This window comes from Paraburkholderia youngii (genome assembly GCF_013366925.1).
Classification (GTDB): Bacteria; Pseudomonadota; Gammaproteobacteria; order Burkholderiales; family Burkholderiaceae; genus Paraburkholderia; species Paraburkholderia youngii.
In genome coordinates, this window is the sequence record NZ_JAALDK010000001.1 from 5,408,639 (window position 1) to 5,430,608 (window position 21,970).

24 protein-coding genes are annotated in these 21,970 nt (G+C 64.1%); 17 read left to right on the forward strand and 7 right to left on the reverse strand.

The window, feature by feature from the left end; translation table 11 throughout:
* Positions 1 to 102: 102 nt before the first annotated feature.
* From G5S42_RS24695 to G5S42_RS24705, 3 genes are all read right to left on the reverse strand, one after another.
* Positions 103 to 1,077: a quinone oxidoreductase family protein gene (locus tag G5S42_RS24695; protein ID WP_176109155.1), complete on the reverse strand. Its 975-nt coding sequence runs from the start codon at positions 1,075 to 1,077 to the stop codon at positions 103 to 105.
* Positions 1,078 to 1,123: 46 nt separating this feature from the next.
* Positions 1,124 to 1,513 (reverse strand): methylglyoxal synthase, encoded by a 390-nt coding sequence (locus G5S42_RS24700; protein ID WP_013088898.1) that lies wholly within the window; start codon positions 1,511 to 1,513, stop codon positions 1,124 to 1,126.
* An 86-nt stretch (positions 1,514 to 1,599) separates the two neighbouring features.
* Positions 1,600 to 2,379 (reverse strand): SDR family oxidoreductase, encoded by a 780-nt coding sequence (locus G5S42_RS24705; RefSeq protein ID WP_176109156.1) that lies wholly within the window; start codon positions 2,377 to 2,379, stop codon positions 1,600 to 1,602.
* 216 nt (positions 2,380 to 2,595) lie between these two features.
* On the opposite strand from G5S42_RS24705, the gene upp reads away from it, so the two are divergent.
* From upp to G5S42_RS24755, 10 genes are all read left to right on the forward strand, one after another.
* Positions 2,596 to 3,246, forward strand: a complete 651-nt coding sequence (gene upp, locus G5S42_RS24710) for a uracil phosphoribosyltransferase (protein ID WP_013088896.1) — start codon at positions 2,596 to 2,598, stop codon at positions 3,244 to 3,246.
* Between the two features lie 620 nt (positions 3,247 to 3,866).
* Complete coding sequence (locus tag G5S42_RS24715; RefSeq protein WP_176109157.1) at positions 3,867 to 4,595, forward strand: YebC/PmpR family DNA-binding transcriptional regulator; 729 nt, start codon at positions 3,867 to 3,869, stop codon at positions 4,593 to 4,595.
* A gap of 104 nt (positions 4,596 to 4,699) precedes the next feature.
* The gene (purD, locus tag G5S42_RS24720) at positions 4,700 to 5,983 is read left to right on the forward strand and encodes a phosphoribosylamine--glycine ligase (RefSeq protein WP_176109158.1); all 1,284 of its coding nucleotides are present in this window, start codon (positions 4,700 to 4,702) and stop codon (positions 5,981 to 5,983) included.
* Between the two features lie 229 nt (positions 5,984 to 6,212).
* Positions 6,213 to 7,136 (forward strand): oxygen-dependent coproporphyrinogen oxidase, encoded by a 924-nt coding sequence (hemF, locus tag G5S42_RS24725; RefSeq protein ID WP_176109159.1) that lies wholly within the window; start codon positions 6,213 to 6,215, stop codon positions 7,134 to 7,136.
* Between the two features lie 10 nt (positions 7,137 to 7,146).
* Positions 7,147 to 7,902: a nicotinate-nucleotide adenylyltransferase gene (locus G5S42_RS24730; protein WP_176109160.1), complete on the forward strand. Its 756-nt coding sequence runs from the start codon at positions 7,147 to 7,149 to the stop codon at positions 7,900 to 7,902.
* Positions 7,903 to 7,906: 4 nt separating this feature from the next.
* Positions 7,907 to 8,356: a ribosome silencing factor gene (rsfS, locus tag G5S42_RS24735; protein ID WP_176109161.1), complete on the forward strand. Its 450-nt coding sequence runs from the start codon at positions 7,907 to 7,909 to the stop codon at positions 8,354 to 8,356.
* Between the two features lie 36 nt (positions 8,357 to 8,392).
* Complete coding sequence (gene rlmH, locus G5S42_RS24740) at positions 8,393 to 8,863, forward strand: 23S rRNA (pseudouridine(1915)-N(3))-methyltransferase RlmH (protein ID WP_008919684.1); 471 nt, start codon at positions 8,393 to 8,395, stop codon at positions 8,861 to 8,863.
* A gap of 259 nt (positions 8,864 to 9,122) precedes the next feature.
* On the forward strand, positions 9,123 to 9,752 hold the full coding sequence (locus G5S42_RS24745; protein ID WP_176109162.1) for a Maf family protein: 630 nt from the start codon (positions 9,123 to 9,125) through the stop codon (positions 9,750 to 9,752).
* Between the two features lie 9 nt (positions 9,753 to 9,761).
* The gene (gene rng / locus G5S42_RS24750; RefSeq protein ID WP_176109163.1) at positions 9,762 to 11,231 is read left to right on the forward strand and encodes a ribonuclease G; all 1,470 of its coding nucleotides are present in this window, start codon (positions 9,762 to 9,764) and stop codon (positions 11,229 to 11,231) included.
* 398 nt (positions 11,232 to 11,629) lie between these two features.
* Positions 11,630 to 12,028 (forward strand): VOC family protein, encoded by a 399-nt coding sequence (locus tag G5S42_RS24755; RefSeq protein WP_176109164.1) that lies wholly within the window; start codon positions 11,630 to 11,632, stop codon positions 12,026 to 12,028.
* Positions 12,029 to 12,046: 18 nt separating this feature from the next.
* On the opposite strand, the gene G5S42_RS24760 is transcribed toward G5S42_RS24755, so the two are convergent.
* Both G5S42_RS24760 and msrC read right to left on the reverse strand, forming a co-directional pair.
* Positions 12,047 to 12,856, reverse strand: coding sequence for a mechanosensitive ion channel family protein (locus G5S42_RS24760; RefSeq protein WP_176109165.1), 810 nt, complete (start codon positions 12,854 to 12,856; stop codon positions 12,047 to 12,049).
* Positions 12,857 to 13,056: 200 nt separating this feature from the next.
* The gene (msrC, locus tag G5S42_RS24765) at positions 13,057 to 13,557 is read right to left on the reverse strand and encodes a free L-methionine (R)-S-oxide reductase MsrC (protein WP_176109166.1); all 501 of its coding nucleotides are present in this window, start codon (positions 13,555 to 13,557) and stop codon (positions 13,057 to 13,059) included.
* 285 nt (positions 13,558 to 13,842) lie between these two features.
* Here msrC and G5S42_RS24770 point away from each other — a divergent pair, with 285 nt between their 5' ends.
* Complete coding sequence (locus G5S42_RS24770; RefSeq protein WP_246392069.1) at positions 13,843 to 14,325, forward strand: lysozyme; 483 nt, start codon at positions 13,843 to 13,845, stop codon at positions 14,323 to 14,325.
* The gene (locus tag G5S42_RS24775) at positions 14,322 to 14,759 is read left to right on the forward strand and encodes a hypothetical protein (protein WP_176109168.1); all 438 of its coding nucleotides are present in this window, start codon (positions 14,322 to 14,324) and stop codon (positions 14,757 to 14,759) included. Before G5S42_RS24770 ends, G5S42_RS24775 begins: the two co-directional genes overlap by 4 nt.
* A gap of 37 nt (positions 14,760 to 14,796) precedes the next feature.
* Here G5S42_RS24775 and G5S42_RS24780 read toward each other — a convergent pair whose 3' ends face one another.
* Positions 14,797 to 15,222 carry a TOBE domain-containing protein gene (locus tag G5S42_RS24780; RefSeq protein WP_176109169.1) on the reverse strand — a complete coding sequence of 142 codons (426 nt, stop codon included), beginning with the start codon at positions 15,220 to 15,222 and terminating at the stop codon, positions 14,797 to 14,799.
* 158 nt (positions 15,223 to 15,380) lie between these two features.
* Here G5S42_RS24780 and G5S42_RS24785 point away from each other — a divergent pair, with 158 nt between their 5' ends.
* From G5S42_RS24785 to G5S42_RS24805, 5 genes are all read left to right on the forward strand, one after another.
* On the forward strand, positions 15,381 to 16,943 hold the full coding sequence (locus G5S42_RS24785; RefSeq protein WP_246392070.1) for an SH3 domain-containing C40 family peptidase: 1,563 nt from the start codon (positions 15,381 to 15,383) through the stop codon (positions 16,941 to 16,943).
* Positions 16,944 to 17,092: 149 nt separating this feature from the next.
* Positions 17,093 to 17,578, forward strand: a complete 486-nt coding sequence (locus G5S42_RS24790; RefSeq protein ID WP_176109170.1) for a VOC family protein — start codon at positions 17,093 to 17,095, stop codon at positions 17,576 to 17,578.
* Between the two features lie 67 nt (positions 17,579 to 17,645).
* Entirely contained in the window at positions 17,646 to 18,119 is a 474-nt protein-coding gene (locus G5S42_RS24795) for a VOC family protein (RefSeq protein ID WP_176109171.1), read from the forward strand.
* Between the two features lie 91 nt (positions 18,120 to 18,210).
* Positions 18,211 to 19,431 carry an MFS transporter gene (locus tag G5S42_RS24800; protein ID WP_176109172.1) on the forward strand — a complete coding sequence of 407 codons (1,221 nt, stop codon included), beginning with the start codon at positions 18,211 to 18,213 and terminating at the stop codon, positions 19,429 to 19,431.
* 560 nt (positions 19,432 to 19,991) lie between these two features.
* On the forward strand, positions 19,992 to 20,849 hold the full coding sequence (locus G5S42_RS24805; protein WP_217709948.1) for a FecR family protein: 858 nt from the start codon (positions 19,992 to 19,994) through the stop codon (positions 20,847 to 20,849).
* Between the two features lie 3 nt (positions 20,850 to 20,852).
* Here the strand turns inward: G5S42_RS24805 and G5S42_RS24810 are convergent, their stop codons facing one another.
* On the reverse strand, positions 20,853 to 21,785 hold the full coding sequence (locus G5S42_RS24810) for a recombination-associated protein RdgC (RefSeq protein WP_176109173.1): 933 nt from the start codon (positions 21,783 to 21,785) through the stop codon (positions 20,853 to 20,855).
* Positions 21,786 to 21,970 lie beyond the last annotated feature (185 nt).

The following is a 21,970-nucleotide window of genomic DNA, read 5'->3' on the forward strand; positions in this document are numbered from 1 at the left end:
CGGTGCGCGTAAAAATCGCGTAAACGGAAAAGGCCGTTTCATCTCGCGATGAAACGGCCTTGGTGAAGGTCGGGTAGCGCAGCCGGAGGCCGCGAAGATTTTTTACGGAAGCAGGATCGTCGACCCCGTCGTGCGGCGCCCTTCGAGCTCCGCATGCGCCTGGCCGACATCCGGCAGCGCATAGCGCTGATTGATGCTCGTCTTGACCCTGCCCGAGCTCAGCACGTCGAACAACTCGGCCGACATCGCCTCGTAATCGGCGCGTTTCGCGATGTAGGTGAAAAGCGTCGGGCGCGTAAAGAACAGCGAACCGCGTCCTGCGAATTCCGACGAGTCGATCAGCGGCAGCGGACCCGACGCGTTGCCGAAGCTCACGAACAGGCCGAGCGGCGCGAGACAGTCGAGCGACTTTTCGAAGGTGTCCTTGCCGATCGAATCGTAGACGACCGGCACGCCCGCGCCGTTGGTGATCTCGCGTACGCGCTTCGTGAAGTTTTCGCGCGTATAGACGATCGCGTGATCGCAGCCGTGCGCTTTCGCGATCTCGGCTTTTTCGTCGGAACCGACCGTGCCGATCACCGTCGCGCCGAGCGCCTTCGCCCACTGGCACACGAGAAGGCCGACGCCGCCCGCCGCGGCCTGAATCAGGATCGTGTCGCCGGCCTTCACCCGATACGTGCGGCGCAGCAGATACTGCGCGGTCAAGCCTTGCAGCATCACCGACGCGGCCTGCTCGTCGCTGACCGCATCGGGCAGCTTGACGACCTGCGCGGCCGGCAGCACGCGCTCCTGCGCGTACGCGCCGGGCGGCCGCGCGACATACGCAACGCGATCGCCGACCTTCAGACCGCTCACGCCCGAGCCGAGCGCGCTGACCTCGCCGGCCGCCTCCATGCCGAGCCCGCCCGGCAGCGGCAGCGGATACAGGCCGGTGCGGAAATACACGTCGATGTAATTGAGGCCGACCGCCGTCTGGCGAATGCGGATCTCGCCCGCACCGGGCTCGCCCACCTCGACGTCGACCCATTTCATGACTTCGGGGCCGCCGGTTTTGTCGAAACGGATTGCCTTGACCATCATGTCTCCTTGTTCTGTAGGGGTATGGGTGCGGGGAGCCGCGCGCTCACGCCTCGCCGGACAGGCGCAGCGTCAGCACGTCGAGCACCATGCGCGCGGTCGAAATATTCGTCGCGCACGGAATGTTGTGCACGTCGCACGCGCGCACCAGCGCGTTGATGTCCGGCTCGTGCGGCTGCGGCGTCATCGGGTCGCGCAGGAAAATCACCATGTCAACGCGCCCTTCGGCGAGCTGCGCGCCGATCTGCAGATCGCCGCCGTGCGGGCCCGACAACATGCGCTCGACCGTGAGGCCGTGCGCGTCGCTGATGCGTCCGCCGGTCGTGCCGGTCGCCACGATCTCGCAGCGCGCGAGCGTGTCGACGTATTCGCCGGCCAGTTTGACGATGTCGTCCTTCTTGTGATCGTGTGCGATCAGCGCAATGCGGGTGCTCATGACTTAAGACTCCTCAAACCGTTGTGAATATCGTTGTTGTGATGTGACGGGTGACGTCGGTACGTGCGTGCTCAGTACGTACCAGCTCAGTACGTACCGGGATACGCGCCGCCGTCGATCAGCCAGTTCTGCCCGGTGATGTAGCCGGCATGCGTGCTGCACAGGAACGCGCAGGCCCGGCCGAATTCTTCGCGATTGCCGAAGCGCCCGGCGGGGATCGTCTTCATGCGCTGCTTGCGCGCTTCGTCGATGGAAATGTTGTGCGTCTTCGCCTGCGCCTCGATCGTGACCGCGATGCGGTCGGTATCGAACAGACCCGGCAGCAGGTTGTTGATCGTCACGCCGGTCGGCGCGACCTTGCGCGCGAGACCCGCGACGAAACCGGTCAGCCCCGAGCGCGCGCCATTCGACAGGCCGAGCACGTCGATCGGCGCCTTCACCGCGGAGCTCGTGATGTTGACGATGCGCCCGAAGCCGCGCGCGCTCATCGTGTCGATGGTCTGACGGATCAGCTCGATCGGGGTCAGCATGTTGGCTTCGAGCGCGCGGATCCAGTCGTCGTGCGTGAAGTCGCGGAAATCGCCCGGCGGCGGGCCACCCGCGTTGTTGACGAGAATGTCCGGCTGCGGGCAGGCGGCGAGCGCGGCGGCGCGCCCTTCGGGCGTGGTGATGTCGCATGCGACCGCCTTCACCTCGACGCCGCTCTGCTTGCGGATCGCCTCGGCGGTCGCTTCGAGCGTTTCGGCGGTGCGCGCGACGATCGTCAGGTTGACGCCCTCGGCCGCGAGCGCTTCCGCGCAGCCGCGTCCCAGACCTTTGCTCGCCGCGCAAACCAGCGCGGTACGTCCTGCGATTCCCAAGTCCATGTGGATGCCCTCGTAGCGAAGTTTCCCCAGATTCTAGAAGAATCGGTGGCGGACTGTGCCGCGTCGCTTCAATCTCAGGTATCGCCGGGCGGTACTCTTTCGGTAAACTTGCGCGGTGGCGCGCATTTCCTCCGTTCGTCCGAGCTTCGGGCGCTGGTGAAACCAACGGATGGGCGCGCCGAACCGATCCACCTTGCCGCCGCGCGCGAGCCCGCCATGACCCAGGACAGCCGATTCCCCAATCTCTTCATCCTCGATCACCCGCTGATCCAGCACAAGCTGTCGCACATGCGCGACCGGGACACGTCGACGCGCACGTTCCGCGAATTGCTGCGCGAAATCACGCTACTGATGGGCTACGAAATCACCCGCAACCTGCCGATGACGACGCGCCGCATCACCACGCCGCTCGTCGAGATCGACGCGCCGGTGATCGCCGGCAAGAAGCTCGCGATCGTGCCGGTGCTGCGCGCGGGCGTCGGCATGTCGGACGGCCTGCTCGAGCTGGTACCGTCGGCGCGGGTCGGCCACATTGGCGTGTATCGCGCGGAGGATCATCGGCCGGTCGAATACCTGGTGCGGCTGCCGGACCTCGAAGACCGCGTGTTCATCCTCTGCGATCCGATGGTCGCGACCGGCTACTCGGCCGTGCACGCGGTCGATGTGCTCAAGCGCCGCAACGTGGCCGCCGAGAACATCCTGTTCCTCGCGCTCGTCGCCGCGCCCGAAGGCGTGCAGGTGTTCCAGGACGCGCACCCGGACGTCAAGCTGTTCGTCGCGTCGCTCGATTCGCATCTGAACGAGCATGCGTACATCGTGCCGGGCCTGGGCGACGCGGGCGACCGGTTGTTCGGTACGAAGAACTGACGCGCAGGAGCCGGCGGGGTGGTTCGGCGGTGTCCCTGCCCTAAAGCCGCCCCCGCTTTCGACGGCATCCGGCCGTCCCGGTGACACATCCGCGCCGCCTCCATTCATTTTCACTTCGATTTCATTGCATTTGCGGCCGGTTTCGCGCCGCGGCCCCCTCTGCCGCACCCTCGCGGCGTGATAAAATTCGAATCCGCTCGATGAGCGGCTCGACTCGCACGATCACTCGCACCACCGTCTGCAATTTCGACCGGCGCCCCGCGCCTTCGCATCAGGTCATGCGGCGCCTGGCCGCGCAAGCTGCCCCGCTTCCATCGCGCTGCCGCCCTGCGGCCCCGCTTGGGCCGCGGCTCATGCATGAACCGGCTCGAACGCCTGCCGGCGGGCAAGCGTGGAACGACGCGCGGGAACGGCCAGGCTGAGATCGGCGGCAGGAGTGGCCGCGCCGACGGGCCAAGCCGAGCGACAAGCGCGAGCAACGAGCGCGAGCGGGCGGCAGCCTTTCACCTGACGGTTTGGGATCGGGACACGACACGCGAGGCGCAACCCGCGGGGCGCCGACATCGCAACGACAATTGCACTATGCGTGCGCCCCGCTGGCGCGCGCGACGGAGAAAAGTATGGCGGGTCATTCGAAATGGGCCAACATCAAGCATAAGAAAGCAGCGGCCGATGCCAAGCGCGGCAAGGTCTGGACGCGGCTCATCAAGGAAATCCAGGTCGCGGCGCGTATGGGCGGCGGCGAAATCGACTCGAACCCGCGTCTGCGGCTCGCGGTCGACAAGGCGTACGACGCCAACATGCCGAAGGACAACATCAACCGCGCGATCCAGCGCGGTGTCGGCGGCGCGGAAGGCGCGAACTACGAGGAAATCCGCTACGAAGGCTACGGCATCGGCGGCGCGGCGGTGATCGTCGACACGATGACCGACAACCGCACCCGCACGGTCGCGGAAGTGCGTCACGCGTTCTCGAAGAACGGCGGCAACATGGGCACGGACGGCTCGGTGTCGTTCATGTTCGATCACGTCGGCCAGTTCCTGTTCGCGCCCGGTACCGCCGAAGACTCGCTGATGGAAGCCGCGCTAGAGGCGGGCGCCGACGACGTCGTGACGAACGAGGACGGCAGTATCGAAGTGCTGTGCCCGCCGCACGATTTTTCGAAGGTGAAGACAGCGCTCGAAACGGCGGGCTTCAAGGCCGAACTGGCCGAAGTCACGATGAAGCCGCAGACCGAAGTCGAATTCACCGGCGACGACGCCGTGAAAATGCAGAAGCTGCTCGACGCGCTGGAAAATCTGGACGACGTGCAGGAAGTCTATACAAACGCGTCGATCGCGGGCGAGTAATGGCGCGCCGGGCTTTCGCATCGTTTGCCCTTGCTGTCGATGGTTTATTGCACGGCCGAGCACAGCGCTCGGCCGTTTATGGTTTTTAAGTCTCGGGGATTCACATGAAGTTACTCGTCGTCGGTTCCGGCGGTCGCGAACATGCGCTGGCATGGAAGCTCGCGCAATCGCCGCGGGTTCAGCTCGTCTACGTCGCGCCCGGCAACGGCGGCACCGCTCAGGATGAGCGTCTGCTCAACGTCGACATCACCGATCCGGCCGCGCTCGCCGATTTCGTCGAAAAAGAACAGATCGCGTTCACGCTGGTCGGGCCGGAAGCGCCGCTCGCGGCAGGCATCGTCAACCTGTTCCGCTCGCGCGGTCTGAAGATCTTCGGGCCGACCAAAGAAGCCGCTCAGCTCGAAAGCTCGAAAGATTTCGCCAAGGCGTTCATGAAGCGCCACGGCATCCCGACGGCCGAGTACGAAACCTTCGCCGACGTCGCCGCCGCGCACGCGTATCTGGACGCCAAGGGCGCGCCGATCGTGATCAAGGCCGACGGCCTCGCCGCCGGCAAGGGCGTGGTGGTCGCGCAAACGCTGGAAGAAGCGCACGCCGCGGTCGACATGATGCTGTCGGACAACAAGCTCGGCGACGCCGGTGCGCGCGTCGTGATCGAGGAGTTCCTCGCCGGCGAGGAAGCGAGCTTCATCGTGATGGTCGACGGCAAGCACGTGCTCGCGCTCGCTTCGAGCCAGGATCACAAGCGTCTGCTCGACGGCGACCAGGGCCCGAACACGGGCGGCATGGGCGCCTACTCGCCTGCGCCGATCGTCACGCCGCAGCTGCATGCGCGCGTGATGCGCGAAATCATCCTGCCGACGGTGCGCGGCATGGAGAAGGAAGGCATCCGCTACACCGGCTTCCTGTACGCGGGCCTGATGATCGACGCACAAGGCAACCCGAAGACGCTCGAATTCAACTGCCGGATGGGCGACCCCGAAACGCAGCCGATCATGGCGCGTCTGAAGGGCGACTATTCGAAAGTGGTCGAACATGCGATCGCCGGCACGCTCGACACCGTCGAGCTCGAATGGGACCGCCGTACCGCGCTCGGCGTCGTGCTCGCCGCGCACAACTATCCGGACACACCGAGGAAGGGCGACCGCATCAACGGCATTCCCCCCGAAACCGCGGATTCGGTCACGTTCCACGCCGGCACCACGCTGACGGACGGCAAGCTGACTACCTCGGGCGGGCGCGTGCTGTGCGTCGTCGGTCTGGCGGATTCGGTGCGCACCGCGCAGGCGGCCGCCTATCACACGATCAACCAGATCGCCTTCGACGGCATGCAGTACCGCCGCGACATCGGCTATCGCGCGCTCAATCGCAAGCACGACGGCAAATAAGCGGTACCGCTGGGCGCCGTGCGAGCGGCGCCCACGCGACAGCGCGCCGCGGGCGCGCGGCACGACGCGCGCTACACTGCATTTTTCGCGCTCGTCGCGACAGGCGGGCACGGAGCCCGCGGATCGACCGAAGCGGCAAGCCGCTTTCATCCGAACGCGCGGTCCGAGCGTCCCGGCAGCCAACCCGGCGCGAACGCGGCCGTCGCCCTCTTTCGAAGAACCTGCATTCATGAGCAATTCGAGCTACGACGCACAAGCCGTGCGCAACTGGCTGCAAGGCCTGCAATCGCATATCGCCGACACGCTGGGCGCCTTCGACGGCACCGCATTCGCGACCGACGCATGGCAGCGCGGACCTGGCGAGAAGCTGCGCGGCGGCGGCGTCACGCGGATTCTCGAAGGCGGCCAGTTCTTCGAGCGCGCCGGCATCGGCTTCTCGGACGTCGCCGGCGACGCGCTGCCGGGCTCGGCGAGCGCCGCGCGGCCGCAACTGGCCGGGCGCGGTTTCGAGGCGATGGGCGTGTCGCTCGTGCTGCACCCGCACAATCCGCACTGCCCGACCGTGCACATGAATGTGCGCCTGCTCATTGCGACCAGGGAAGGCGAAGAGCCGGTGTTCTGGTTCGGCGGCGGCATGGATCTGACGCCCTACTACGGCTACGAAGAGGACGCGCGGCATTTCCATCAGGTGTGCCGCGACGCGCTCGCGCCATATGGCGCGGACCTGTACCCGAGCTTCAAGCGCTGGTGCGACGAGTATTTCTTCCTGAAGCACCGCAACGAGGCGCGCGGCATCGGCGGGATTTTCTTCGACGATTTCTCGGCGCCCGGCTTCGAGCAATCGTTCGCGATGCTCAAAAGCGTCGGCGAAGGTTTTCTCAAGGCGTACCTGCCGATCATCGAGCGGCGCCGCAATACGCCCTACGGCGAAGCCGAACGCGCGTTCCAGGCCTACCGGCGCGGGCGCTACGTCGAGTTCAATCTGGTCTTCGACCGTGGCACACTATTTGGGCTGCAGAGCGGCGGACGCACCGAATCGATCCTGATGTCGATGCCGCCCGTGGTGAACTGGCGCTACAACTGGCACCCCGAGCCGGGCACGCCGGAAGCTCGCTTGTACAGCGATTTCCTCGTGCCGCGCGAGTGGGTGTGACGCGCCGCCCGTGTCGCTTACGGTCACGACAAAGGATCCTCACCTGAAGCCGAACGCTCACCCTGTCGCACTGCCCCGCCGGATCGGTCTTCTGGGCGGCACTTTCGATCCGATCCACGACGGTCACCTCGCGCTCGCGCGGCGGTTCGCCGATGTGCTGCGGCTGACCGAACTGGTGCTGCTGCCGGCCGGCCAGCCGTGGCAGAAAGCCGACGTATCGTCTGCCGAACATCGACTCGCAATGACGCGCGCGGCGGCTGCGTCGCTCGCGATCCCCGGAGTGACGGTGCGCGTCGCGACCGACGAAATCGAGCACGAGGGCGCGACTTACACGGTCGACACGCTGCAACGCTGGCGCGAGCGCGAAGGCGACGACGCATCGATCACACTGCTGATCGGCGCGGATCAACTGGTGCATCTCGACACGTGGCGCGACTGGCGGCGCCTGTTCGAGCTTGCGCATATCGGCGCGGCCACGCGGCCCGGCTTCGACCTCGCCTCGGTCGCCCCCGCGGTGGCGAGGGAAATCGCCGCGCGCCGCGCGAAAGCCGAGGTGCTGCAGGCCACGCCCTGCGGCCATCTGCTGATCGACACGACGCTCGCGTTCAACGTTTCGGCCACCGACATTCGCGCGCAGCTGCGCGAGCAGGTCAACCAGCGGCTGGTCCACGCGGGTGCGAGCGACACCGCCCAGGATCAGGCCACGAGTCACGTCCCCGCCGCGGTGTGGGACTATATTCTTCAACATCATCTGTACCACCGGTAACTCCATGGATATTCGCAAACTGCAGCGCGTAATCGTCGACGCTCTCGAAGACGTCAAGGCGCAAGACATCAAAGTGTTCAACACCAGCCACCTGACCTCGCTGTTCGATCGCGTGATCGTCGCGAGTGGCACGTCGAACCGGCAAACCAAGGCGCTCGCGTCGAGCGTGCGCGAAGGCGTGAAGGAAGCCGGCGGCGAGATCGTCAGCACCGAGGGCGAGGACATCGGCGAATGGGTGCTGGTCGATTGCGGCGACGCGATCGTCCACATCCTGCAGCCGGCGCTGCGCCAGTACTACAACCTCGAGGAAATATGGGGCGACAAGCCGGTGCGCATCAAGCTGTCCACGCCGAGTCCGTTCGGCGGCGCGCGTGCAAGCGAGCCCGACGACGAGGAAGACGAGGATTTGCCTGCCGCGAAGCCCGCGCGCAAGACTAGCGCGCGCCGCAAGTAAGCGGGCCGTGTCGGCCACATCGCTAGTTTCCTCGCAATGAAACTGCATATCCTCGCCGTCGGCCACAAGATGCCGGACTGGATCGCGACCGGCTTCGACGAATACGCGAAGCGCATGCCGCCCGAGCTGCGCATCGAGCTGCGCGAGATCAAACCGGAGCAGCGCTCGTCGGGCCGTTCGGCCGAAAGCGTGATGGCCGCCGAGCGGCAGAAGATCGAAGCCGCGTTGCCGAAGAACGCGCGCATCGTCGCGCTCGACGAACGCGGCAAGGACTGGACCACGATGCAGCTCGCGGGCGCGTTGCCGGGCTGGCAGCAGGACGGCCGCGACGTGGCCTTTCTGATCGGCGGCGCGGACGGTCTCGATCCCGAGCTGAAAGCACGCGCCGATATGATGCTGCGCGTGTCGAGCCTCACGCTGCCGCACGCAATGGTGCGCGTGCTGCTGGCCGAACAGCTTTACCGTGCGTGGACCATCACGCAAAATCACCCGTATCATCGCGCGTGAGTGCCGGAGCCAGCGCGGCGACGCCTGGGCAACCGTTCGTTGTTGATGGCACGTCGCGGGTGCTCTGATCGATACGCTTCTTGAACGCATTGCCGCCACTTCATGCGATGATGCGCCCGACGCGCCGCGCATCGATGCCATGAATGGATTCGGCGCATCGATCGCGTCGCCGAATCAAGCTCGCCCCGCCCGCTCTTCCACGCCCATCCGCGTTCACCGCCGCCACGCCATCCGTTCCCCGCTCCATCGAGACCCGTTCATGCTCACGCCCTCCGCTTCGCTGCATCCGTTCGTCTACCTCGCCTCGCAAAGCCCGCGCCGCCAGGAGCTGCTGCAACAGCTCGGCGTGCGTTTCGAATTGCTGCTGCCGCGCCCCGATGAAGACGCCGAAGCGCTCGAAGCCGAACGGCCCGGCGAACACGCGCGCGACTACGTGCGGCGCGTATGCATTGCGAAAGCGCACGCGGCGCGCGCGCGTCTCGTGGCCGCTGGTCACGCGGTGCGGCCGATCCTCGTCGCCGACACCACCGTCACGATCGACGACGCGATTCTCGGCAAGCCCATCGACGCCGACGATGCGGTCGCGATGCTCACGCGCCTCGCGGGCCGCACGCACGAAGTGCTGACCGCGCTCGCCGTGATCGATGCCGACGGCGCGCTGCTGCCAGCGGCGTTGTCGGTGTCGAAGGTGCGTTTTGCTGCAGTGCACGCAGACGCGTTGCGTCGCTATGCGGCGAGCGGAGAGCCGCTCGGCAAGGCGGGTGCCTATGGCGTGCAGGGACGCGCGGCGGAGTTTATCGAGCATATAGACGGGTCCTATTCGGGTATCATGGGTTTGCCGCTTTTTGAAACCGCTGCCCTCCTGCGTGCAGCGCGCATCGACTTCTAGAACAACACCATGAATGAAGAAATCCTGATCAATGTCACGCCGCAGGAAACGCGCGTCGCGCTCGTTCAACAGGGCGCCGTCCAGGAACTTCATGTCGAACGAACGCTGTCGCGCGGGCGCGTCGGCAATGTCTATCTCGGCAAGGTCGTGCGCGTGCTGCCTGGCATGCAATCGGCGTTCATCGACATCGGCCTCGAACGCGCCGCATTCCTTCACGTCGCCGACATCTGGCATCCGCGCATTGCCGGCGAAGCGCAACATCAAGCACCGCATCAGCCGATCGAAAAGATCGTCTTCGAAGGTCAGACGCTGATGGTGCAGGTCGTCAAGGACCCGATCGGCACGAAGGGCGCGCGGCTGTCCACGCAAGTGAGCATCGCCGGGCGCACGCTCGTGTATCTGCCGCAGGAGCCGCACATCGGCATCTCGCAGAAGATCGAAAGCGAAGCCGAGCGCGAGGCCGTGCGCGCGCGTCTGACCGCCGTGCTGCCCGCCGATGAGAAAGGCGGCTACATCGTGCGCACGATCGCCGAGGATGCGACGAGCGAAGAGCTCGCCGCCGATGTCGCGTATCTGCGCAAGACGTGGGCGACGATTCTGTCGCAGGCGCAGCGCATGCCGCCCACCAGCCTGCTCTACCAGGATTTGAATCTCGCGCAGCGCGTGCTGCGCGATTTCGTCAACGATGAAACGTCGCGCATCCAGGTCGATTCGCGCGAGACGCATCAGATGCTCGCCGATTTCGCGGCCGAGTTCACGCCGGCGGTATCGTCGAAGCTGCATCACTACACCGGCGAGCGGCCGCTATTCGATCTGTACAACATCGAGGCCGAGATTCAGCGCGCGCTGTCGCGTCGCGTGGACCTGAAGTCGGGCGGCTACCTCGTGATCGACCAGACCGAGGCGATGACGACGATCGATGTGAACACCGGCGGTTACGTCGGCGCGCGCAACTTCGACGACACGATCTTCAAGACCAACCTCGAGGCCGCGCATACCATCGCGCGGCAATTGCGGCTGCGCAACCTGGGCGGCGTGATCATCATCGATTTCATCGATATGGAAAACGCCGAGCATCGCGACCAGGTGCTAGGGGAACTGAAGAAAGCGTTGTCGCGCGATCGCACGCGGGTGACCGTCAACGGCTTCTCGCAGCTCGGGCTCGTCGAGATGACACGCAAGCGTACGCGTGAGTCGCTCGCGCATGTGCTGTGCGAACCGTGCCCGGTTTGCCAGGGCAAGGGGCAGGTGAAGACCGCGCGCACGGTGTGCTATGACGTGTTGCGCGAGATTCTGCGCGAGTCACGGCAGTTCAATCCGCGCGAGTTCCGCGTGGTCGCTGCGCAGCAGGTGATCGATCTGTTTCTCGAGGAAGAGTCGCAGCATCTGGCGATGCTGATCGATTTCATCGGCAAGCCGGTGTCGTTGCAGGTGGAGTCGAATTTGAGTCAGGAGCAGTACGATATCGTGCTGATGTAGGTATTGCCCCGGATCAGGCCGGATCATTCATACCGGTCTGGGCGCAGTGCCCGCATCAGCTTTTCGATGTTCTTGTCAGCACCCGATTCAGATTCTCGCCTTTAGCGAAAGTGATTCGCAAAGCACGGCCATTTCAGCACCACACGACGGCTCGAGAACAAATAACAGGCGAGCTCCAGCCCTCAGTTTCTGGACGTACTCATCACCCTTCTGCTCGCTGAGCGTGGCCCCCCTCGAGTCGTCGCGACTATCGATCCACTGGATCCACATCCTAACCTCCGCGAGCGAAAACACCCGCCGGCATATCCGGCTGATAGTCGAACGCCTGCGCATCGCCAAGCCCTGTTGAAACGAGTCAAAGGTATAAACTCAGCGCAACTTCCAGAGGGAGACATCTAATGCAGCTTCTCGATAACGTATCGATCGGCGTTCCCGACATCGAGGCAGCCCGCCCTTTCTACGACGCCATCATGTCAGCTCTCGGCACGAGCAAAGTCTTCGACCGTCCCACCGCCTTAGGCTACGGCGAGCGTTGCACGATCGACGACACCTCATCGACCTATTTGGCCGTGTATCTCGATCCAAATGAAATAACAGAAAACAAACGTCACTGGTGCTTCAAAGCGCCGTCCCGCGAGCACGTTGATGCATTCTTCAAAGCGGGACTCTCGACCGGCGGCAAATCCGACGGCCAACCTGGCTTGAGGCCCCACTATCACCCCGGCTACTACGCCGCATTTCTGATCGACCCGGCCGGCAATCGCATCGAGGCCGTATGCCATGCCGCGAAACCCTAAACCCGAACCTCTCGAGGCCTAAGCCGCCACCTCACACCCCGCCTGCTCCAGCACAGACTGCGCCCTCTGTTGCAGATCGCCGCCAGCCAACGACGCGTCCGGCGACCTGACCCACGCGGCGATCCTTAACGTCGCGCCGCCATCCGCCGGATAATCCGCAACCGACACCACCGGTGCAAGCGTCGAACCGCTCAGCACACGCGGCTCGTCGGCCACGAGTTTCTGCAGTTGCCCGATCGCCGCATCCACGTCCTTGCGCTGCGCGAGTTCCACGTCGACCTCGATGCGCTGCGTCCCGCCACAACTGTAGTTGATCACCGGATTGCTCCAGATCTGGCTATTCGGCACGAACACGATGTTGCCGTCGCCGCGTTCGATCCGCGTCGTGAAGAGCCCCACCTCGCGGACGATGCCAGCCGCGGCGCCGCTGCCTTCGATCACGTCGCCGACGCGAAACGGTCGCAGCAACAGCAGCATCATGCCGGCCGCGATGTTCTGCAACGTGCCTTGCAGCGCGAGGCCGATCGCGAGGCCAGCCGCGCCGAGCACGGCCAATACGCTCGCGGTCGCGATGCCGACTTCACCGAGCGCCGCGATGAAGGCGAGCACGCGCACGGCCCACGTGCCCATCGCCGCGAGCATCGGCGCGAGGGTCGGGTCCGCGTGCGTGCGTGCGAGCGCCTTCGCTAACATCGCGCCGACGCGATTCGACAACCACCAGCCAATCACGACGATCAGCACGGCAATCGCGATATCAACGACGTCGTGTGTCAGCGTGACGAGCAGTGACGGCTGAAGATGAAAGAAACGGTAGAGGGAGTCGTCCATCGTCGGCTTGGTCCGCTTGATCGATACCGATGCAGAGCCAGCACGACGCGTTCCTGTCCATCGGTCGCAAGATGCGGTACGCGACTTGTAACCGGGCGTCGATCTCGACGGCATAAAGAAGATGCGCTCGAGCGTCTCAAAGATTGAGATGGACGATCTGCGCTTCATTCTGCGCGCCGCGCTCGGCGCGATTCGCGACGTTACACGCCGCGCGGCAGCGCTGCCTCGATGAACACCGCGCACAACGCTTGCATGCCCTTCGCGTCCTCCTCGTCGAAGCGCGCGATGATCGGGCTATCGACATCCCACACGCCGATCAGCGTACCGTCGGGCGCGACGAGCGGCACGACGATTTCCGATTGCGACGCCGAATCGCACGCGATGTGACCAGGAAACTCGTGCACGTCGCGCACGACCTGGGTCTGACGGGTTTGCGCGGCCGTACCGCAGACGCCCTTGCCGAGTGCAATGCGCACGCACGCGGGCTTGCCCTGGAACGGGCCGACCACCAGTTCGCGGCCGTCGTGAAAGTAAAAGCCGGCCCAGTTCAGATCGCTCAACGAATGAAAGACGAACGACGAGAAGTTCGCGGCGTTGGCGATCCAGTCCGTTTCGCCGGCCAAGAGCGCGCGCGCCTGCGCAACCAGTTCTTCATATTGCGCGGCTTTCGGCAGATGCGAGGTAGAGGAAACTTGGAACATGACGGGGTCTCTAATCAGAGCGGGATGGTAAACGGCAAAGTTTAAAGCAAGCGCAATCCCCACGCGCGGATGTCGAACGCGGCGACACACACCGCGCGCATATGCTCGCGTCCCCTCCAATTCTCAATTTGCCCTTTTCAGATTCTATCTTAATATTATAAATAACTCATTTCGCATTATTTTAACTCAAACTGATTTTTGCGAGTTCTATTTTGTTATATTACTCACTCCATTCGATCTGCTTTTTTAAGATACTCGATGCCAAACGCAAATTCAGATAAATCCATGAGTGAAGCAGGCTATACCGCCCTTCGTATAAATGAAGGCGTCGTTATGCGCTACTACAACGATGCACCAAAGAATGGTAATTGCACCTGGGGCATCGGCACATTAGCCCACTTCGGTCCGTGTACGGCGGAGGAACTAGCGCGAACGGTTGTTCCCGAAGAGGCAAACACTATCCTGCGAAATCGGGTTCGTGAGGCAGAGGCAGCAGTTAAAACCGTGGTCACGCAGTACGAATTGACTCAGGCACAGTTCGATGCTGCCGTGTCTTTTGCTTATAACTCGTCACGCCAGAACACACGCGACGCGCTAGGTCCCGCAAATACCGGAGACATGACAGCCGTCGCAGAAAAAATGATGCTCAATGTGATGATTACCCCGCGCGATCGCAATGGCCGAAAGATCGGTCCTGCGAAGAGAAGCCGGGGACTAACGAGCCGGCGCCAACGAGAATCCGCACCGTTCCGGCAGTCCGCACAATGACAGGCCACAAGATTTTTGCATATGTCGCTCTCGCACTGACCGCCTCGGCGAGCGTGTGCGCGGCACAAACACCACACGCGACGATTAATGATTTCGTCGGCAATTGGGTCGTGACCGATGTAGTTGACTACGCCGATATTTCTGGTGGCATCCCCGAAGCAAAAAGGATTCTCGGCATGACGATGACAATTACGCCGCAATCCATGAGTTTCGACAGTGAAACCTGCAAGCCGAACACAGGTTTTACCGTCAAACGAATCGACACGCTTTCGGCGTTGAAAGATCAGTTCGGGCTTCGCGTGAATGAAACCGGATTGCCCGCTAGAACCGTTGTCGTAGATAGCGACAATTGTTTTGCGGTTTTCCGGATGGACGCTCACAGGATTGTGTTTGGATGGGACGGCATCATCGTTCGCGCGCTGCGGGATAAGTGAGATCTCGTTGAGTACCCGTCCCAAAGGCCTGGGCCTGCTACTGATCGACCCCAATAATCACGCTCGACGCCTTGAAAATCGCCGTCGCCGTCTTGCCGCTCGCGAGGCCAAGACGCTCGACGCTGTCGTTCGTGATGATCGCCGCGATCTGTGCGCCGCCTGCACCGATCGTCACTTCCGAATTGACCGCGCCCTTCGTCACGGCCGCGACGGTCCCTTCGACGCAGTTGCGCGCCGACACCTGGTGCTTCGCGACATCGACCATCACGATCACCGACGATGCCTTCACGAGGGCAAACGCCTGCTTGCCAGCCGCGAGCCCGAGCGATTTCGCGCTGCCGTGCGTGATGATCGCGACGATCTCGAGACCGTCCGACGTGCGCAGCGTGACTTCGTCGTTGACGGCACCGTGCGTGACGTCAGTGATTTCGCCGCTGAACTGATTGCGGGCGCTGGTTTTCATAGCGTGCTCCCTGTCGATTGAAGCGCGTGGCAACGCGCGGGTGGACGGACAAAGCGAGTGTAGCGGATGCCGCGCGCGCCGCCACCAAACATCCAATGCGCCGCGGGTATCGCCGGCACCGTATCATCGTGGCCTTGCACCTCATACGCCGAATCTTTATGCCAGTCGCCGTTCTCTCCGGCCGTGCCTGCCGCACCGCCATGCTATGCGCCGCCGTTACGATGCTCGTCGCGTGCGGCACGCCAACGCCGCCGCATGGCACGCACGCTTTCGTCGATAACGTCACGCTGTTTCCGCTCGCCCATTACGACCAGAACGTCGATCACTGGCTCGATCCGAACAGCCCCGACTACGATCGGCCGTTTCTCAGCGCCGCCGAGCAGCGCGCACACTTCGACGCGCTGTTCGCGCGCTACTTCGGCACGGGCGAGAACGCGCCGTCGCCATGGAATCCCGCCTGGGTGAGCGCACGCGTGTTTGGCGAACAGGGCGAGGACATTGCCGCACTGCAACAGCGCCGCATCGACAAGTTCGACAACACCGGCAAGCATGGCGGCGTCATCGGTTACGGCGAAAACTTCCGGCCGCACGACAAGGCGTGGATCGACGCGATCGCGCGCAACATCAACGTCGCGCAGTTCACGCAAGCGCCGGTGTATCAGCCCGAGCGGCGCGCGATCGCGACCGGCAACCTGATGGTGCGCGAACTGCCAACCACCGATCCGTCGTTCTACGACCGTCACCTGGCCGGCGAAGGCTATCCGTTCGACAACCTGCAGATTTCGGCGGTGCGGCCGGGTACGCCGCTCTATGTGCTCGGCAGCAGCGTCGACGGTGCATGGCATTACGTGCAGACGCCCGACGTGCAGGGCTGGGTGCGCAGCGACGGCGTGGCGTTCGCCGACGATCGTTTCATCGATCAATGGCGCACGGCGGCCGGCAAGTCGCTGGGCGCGGTGATCGCCGCGTCGGCGGCGGTCAACGACAGCCGCGACGTATTCCGCTTCAACGCGCCGGCCGGGACGATGCTGCCGCTGCTGACGGGTGGCTCCGCATCGCCAGCCGCGACCAGCACCAACGCAGGCGCGCTCCAGCTACTCGTTCCCGCGCGCGACGTCGACGGCCGCGCGCTGATCCGCACCGCGTCGCTCGACACCACGCAGATCACGCCGATGCCGCTCACCGCGACACCGCGCCATCTCGCGATGCTGTTGAAGGCGCTGATCGGCCGGCCGTACGGCTGGGGGAACAGCGGCCTCTACAACGATTGTTCGTCGGAACTGCAAAGCATCTTCGCGGCGTTCGGCGTGTGGCTGCCGCGCCATTCGTCGACGCAGATGAGCGCCGGCCGCATGATCGATCTGTCGGACTCGACGCCCGCCGAGCGGCTCGACTATCTGGCGCGGCATGGCGTGCCGCTGCGCACGCTGATCTACATCGGCGGCCACGTGATGCTGTACCTCGGCACCACGACGCGCAACGGCGCCACGGTCCCGGTCGTCTATCAGGACGTGTGGGGCCTGCGTCCGGCCGACAACAGCCGGCGCGCGGTGATCGGTGGTTCGGTAATCCTGCCGCTCGACGAGCGCATCGCCGAGGACGCGACGCTGCAGTCGCTCGCCGCGACGCGGACGTTCCAGATCAGCATCCTCGGCGCACCGGCCGGCAGTGTGGCGCCGTCGTCCGCGCCGCCTGCGGACGAGGACAATCCGGCGGGGTGAATGACAACGGCGACTCGCCCTCGCCCGGGCCCGAAAATATTTTTCCCGGAGTGTCGATCCAACGGTCACGAACTCGTCGTAACGTTGAAGACCCAGCTCACGCAGCCGGTCTTTCCACTGAGGAACCGTTACTTCAAGGAGTCACCGTCATGTCCAGCGCCGCAGTCAAACCGATCCCGGAAGGGATGCACTCACTCACGCCGTACCTGATCTGCAAGAACGCCGCCGATGCGATCGCGTTCTACACGAAAGCCTTCAACGCCGTCGAACAGGTCCGTCTGCCCGGCCCCGACGGCAAGGTGATGCACGCGACCCTGAAAATCGGCGACTCGATGCTGATGCTGACCGACGAATGGCCCGAGCACCAAACCTTCGGCCCGAACACGCTGAAGGGCACGCCGGTCACGATTCACCACTACGTACCGGACGTCGACGCAAGTTTCAAACAGGCGGTCGACGCAGGCGCGACCGTCACGATGCCCGTCACCGATATGTTCTGGGGCGACCGCTATGGCCAGGTCAAAGACCCGTTCGGCCACAGCTGGTCGCTCGCGACGCACAAGCGCGACCTTAGCGCCGAGGAAATCCAGAAGGCGATGGCCGCGATGGATTGTTCGTCCCAAGAGAAGAAGTGAGCTGAAGGTGGGCGTCGGGCGAACGCACGCCCGGCCCCACCGACACCCGTCCCGAAGGAGCAACGCCATGCAGAAAATCGCGCCGTGCCTGTGGTTCGACGGCAATGCGGAAGAAGCCGCGGAGTTCTACACGTCGGTGTTTCCGGCTTCGCGCATCGCCACTACGCTGCACTCCACGGACGCCGGCCCCGGACCGGCGGGCGAGGTCGTCGCCGTCACCTTCGAAATCGAAGGCCAGGAGTTCATGGTGCTGAACGGTGGCCCGCAATATAAATTCACGCCGGCCATCTCGCTGATGGTTCACTGCGACTCGCAGGAAGAAGTCGACCGCTACTGGTCGAAGCTGCTCGACGGCGGCGAGCCGGTGGCCTGCGGCTGGCTGCGGGACCGCTTCGGCGTGTCGTGGCAGATCACGCCCAACGTTCTGCTGCAGATGCTGCGCGATCCGGATCGCGCGAAGGCAAGCCGCGTGATGGCGCAGATGATGAAGATGGTCAAGCTCGATATCGCGCCGCTGGAACAGGCGTATCGCGGCGAGTAGGACCGCGTCGGCAGCGAGCGCCCCGCCTTCCCTCGCTTGCGCGATCTTTTGATAGGATCGGACTCCACCCAAACACGGCGAGACAACCACGGTGCGCGTCAACCATCAGGCGTTCTTCTACTCGCTGTTCATCGCGCGTCTCGCCGATCAGATCCTGCTCTTTCTGGTGCCGCTCGTCGTCTATCAAACGACGCGCCAGGTTTCATGGTCGGGCCTCGCGTTCTTCATCGAAACGCTGCCGCGCTACCTCGTGTTCCCGTTCTTCGGCGCGCTCTGCGACCGCTTCCCGCCGCTGCGTCTGATGCGGCTGAGCCAGGCAGTGCGCGCACTCGCGTGCTTCGGTGGTATCGCCGCGTATGCGCTGTTCGGCGGCATCGGCTGGCTGATCGCGCTGTCGGCCGCGTGCGGCGTGCTGACGAGCCAGGGGCTCGTCGCGCGCGAGGTGATGCTGCCGCAGATCTTCAGCACGCAGCAGATCCAGAAAGTGCTCGCTTATTCGCAACTGGCCGACCAGCTCGGCTTTGTGCTCGGGCCGATGCTCGCCGCCCTGCTGCTCGGTGTGTGGCGTTGGGAATGGGTGGTCGCCGCGACCGGCGTGCTGTTTCTGTGCGCCGACGCGGCGCTGTTGGTCTGGCAGCGACTGAGCGGTTTTCGCGCGCGCTCGCCCGGGTCCGCTCAATCGCTCGCGCGCGCCGCTCGCTGGAGCACGCCGCTGCGCATCGCGCTCAAGCACGTGTGGACGCTGCCGGGTTTGAAAAAGGTCATCATGCTCGCGGCCGCGGAGAACCTCGTCATCGGTGTCACGCTCGCGACATCGGCGGCGATGGTGACGGGCTTGCATGCGCAATCCAATCGCTACTACGCAGCTTTGCAAACGGCCGGCGCGGTCGCCACGGTGCTGGTGCTGCTGACGGTGGCGCGCGCCGGCTGGCCCGCGCGCGTGCTCGGTCTCGTCGCGTTCGTGACGATCTGCGCGGGCGGCGTGATCGCGGGCGCGAGCGCGTCGCCGTGGGGCTATGCGCTCGGCTTTCTGCTGATCGTCGGCTTCGACAAGATGTTCAACGTGTACATCCGCAGCGCGCGTTTGCAGATCATTCCGCCCGAGGACTACGGCAAGACGATCGGCGTCGCGATTTTGCTGAACAATCTGACGCAGCCGCTCGCCGGCCTGCTGGTCGGCGTGTTCTCGGCTCGTACGCAAACGGGCCCACTGATCGTCGCGCTATCGCTGACGATGGGCGGCATCGGCGCCGCGGTATCGATCGGCTCGGCGCTGCTGCGCCGCAAGCGCGCGTGGGCGCTCGAAGACTGACAGCGCTTCGACACGCGACCATACTCGCAAAGTTACCCACAGTTTTTGTTGGCAAATCTGTGCATAACTTCCTGGAAAAAGCCGCAAGCCTTTGATACGGCTGTCGTTTTTTCGTCTGCATCGAAGGTGCGGCAGCGCACGGAGCTTTACCGGGGTTCATGCTCGAACGGAAGTCATGATGCATGACAGGTTGCAACGCAACCGGGAACTCGCCCGCGCGCAGGACGGCGATGATCCGCGTGGCCCAGCTAAACCCGGCACTCTGTAATTCATGACGAAAGGGCTACGTTCGCTTGCGGCACAATTAGCCGTATTTCACGGCCAAACATTCATGAAAAAGTAAAGTCACACGCATGGCGCAGTTTTTTTGTATCGGTGACAATGTGTCTGCCTGATCTGAAATTACCGGGTGTGCGTGCGTAACCCCGATGTGAACTCAGGTTCACATTCAACCGGAAATAGCCAATTCAATAGGCATGGATTGTTAAATGTGATTTGCAAAATTCAATTGATGAATCACATCTGTCAATTGCGTTCAGAATGCAGCACATTTAATCAAAATGCTTTGCGAGTCGAATACGGAAAGACAGGCCAATCATGAATTGCGGCGCGAAGCCGGCACCGCGCTACGCGAAGACGCGGGGGTTGTCGGCGTGTCGGCGGGACGGCGACGCGCGCTAAAGGCGCTGTCGTGGCTCGCCATCGCCGCGCCCGCGGGCTGGCTCGCGAGCCGCCCGCCATGGCGCACATGGACCGCCGACTTCCGCACCGCGACCGGCGAACTGCATGACATACTGCTCGCGGATGGCTCCCAGATCACGCTGGGCAGCGCGAGCGCGATCGACGTCGCGTTCGAAGCGAACGTTCGGCGCGTTCATCTGCTTGAAGGGGAAATCATGGTGCGGCCCGTGAGCGATGTCCGCGGCAGCGCTGGCACCCGAACGACTCATGCGCCTTTACTCGTGCAAACGGCCGAAGGCGTCGTCGAAGCGCGTGGCGCGCAGTTCAGTGTGCAGCAACGCGATGGTTTCACGCGCGTGGCTGCGTTTCGCGGCGACGCGCTGGCGACGCCGGCAGCGACCGCGGCGCTGATGCTGACGCAGGACCAATGGTGCAGGTTCACGCGCGACGGCATCGCGGCGCCGCTCACGCTCGACCCACGCGAGGCGATGTGGACGCGTGGCCTGCTCTACGCGAACGACATGCGTATCGCGGACCTCGTCGATGAACTCGCGCGCTATCACGCCGGCGTGTTGCGCTGTGCCGCCGACGTCGCCGATCTACGCGTGTCGGGCATCTATCAGCTCACCGATAGCGACGCGACGCTCGCGCTGCTGCGGCGGATCTACCCGATCCGTCTGCGCTCGATCACGCCTTACTGGACCCTCGTCGAAGCACTCGACAGCACGAGAATCTGACGCTCAAGCCGCCACGGCCTGCGGCAGCGCGAACCCTTGCTCGCCCTGCTCGCCGCCGAGTGCATCGATCAGATCGCGCAGCATGCGGTCGAGTTCGGCCGTCATCAGCGCGACGTCCGAATCGAAGCGTTCGTCGTCGTTCTGCGCGGTCGGATCGCTCGCTTCCTTGAGCACGTCGAGCGGCGCGATGCGCTTGATCGTCAGCGACGGCGTCAGCACGAACGACACGCGATCGTTCCACGTCATCGCCAGCCGCATGCATTGCTTACCTGCCTCGATATGGCGGCGCATGTCTTCGGCGTCCAGTGCATGTCCGACATAGCGGACCGTCGCGTTGCCCTCGGCGGGCGAACGCAGCTCGGTGTCCTGATCGAGCGTAAAACCCGCCGGCGCGTCGCCGTCGAGCAGCCAGCCGGTCATCGCCGCGACCGGCGACTGCGCGACGCGCACCGTCATCAGCGGCAACTGGTCGATCGACTTGACGAGCAGACCGCGCACATCGTCGGCGAGCGCCTGCGACGCCGCGTCGATCACGAGCCAGCCATTCGTGCAATCGATCCACACGCGCGTATCGCGGCGGATGCTGAATGCGCGCGGGCGCAACTCGTCGGTGACCTGCTCTTTCAGGTCGCGCATCTGCTTGCGGCCCGGCTTGAAGCCCTGCTGCTCCTCGAGCTCGGCCGCGCGCTCGCGCGTGATCTGGGTGACCACCGACGCGGGCAGCAGCTTCTTCTCGGCACGGAACGTCAGCAGCATCTGACCATTCATGGCGTAGACGAGCGAGTCGCCGTCGCGCGGCGGCGCCCACCCCTGGGCCTGCATCTCGACACTCTGGCCGGGCGCGAACGCGTACGGCGCGAGCCACTTCTGCAACTGTTCAGGGGTGACGGACCACGGAGCGGGCAGACGGTGCAGCTGAAGGTTTTTGAACCACATGAGCGAAGTCGGATTTAGGCAAAGCGCAGCATTTTATCCGACGAGAACCAGACGGGGCGTTCTGGCCGACGCGATCGTGGATACTGCCGATTTTCAGAAATAAAGCAAAAATCTTCCGACTACAGGCCCGCGCATCCGCGCGTTTTGGCGGCAAATCACCTAGACTTTTGGACAGGACAGAGCTA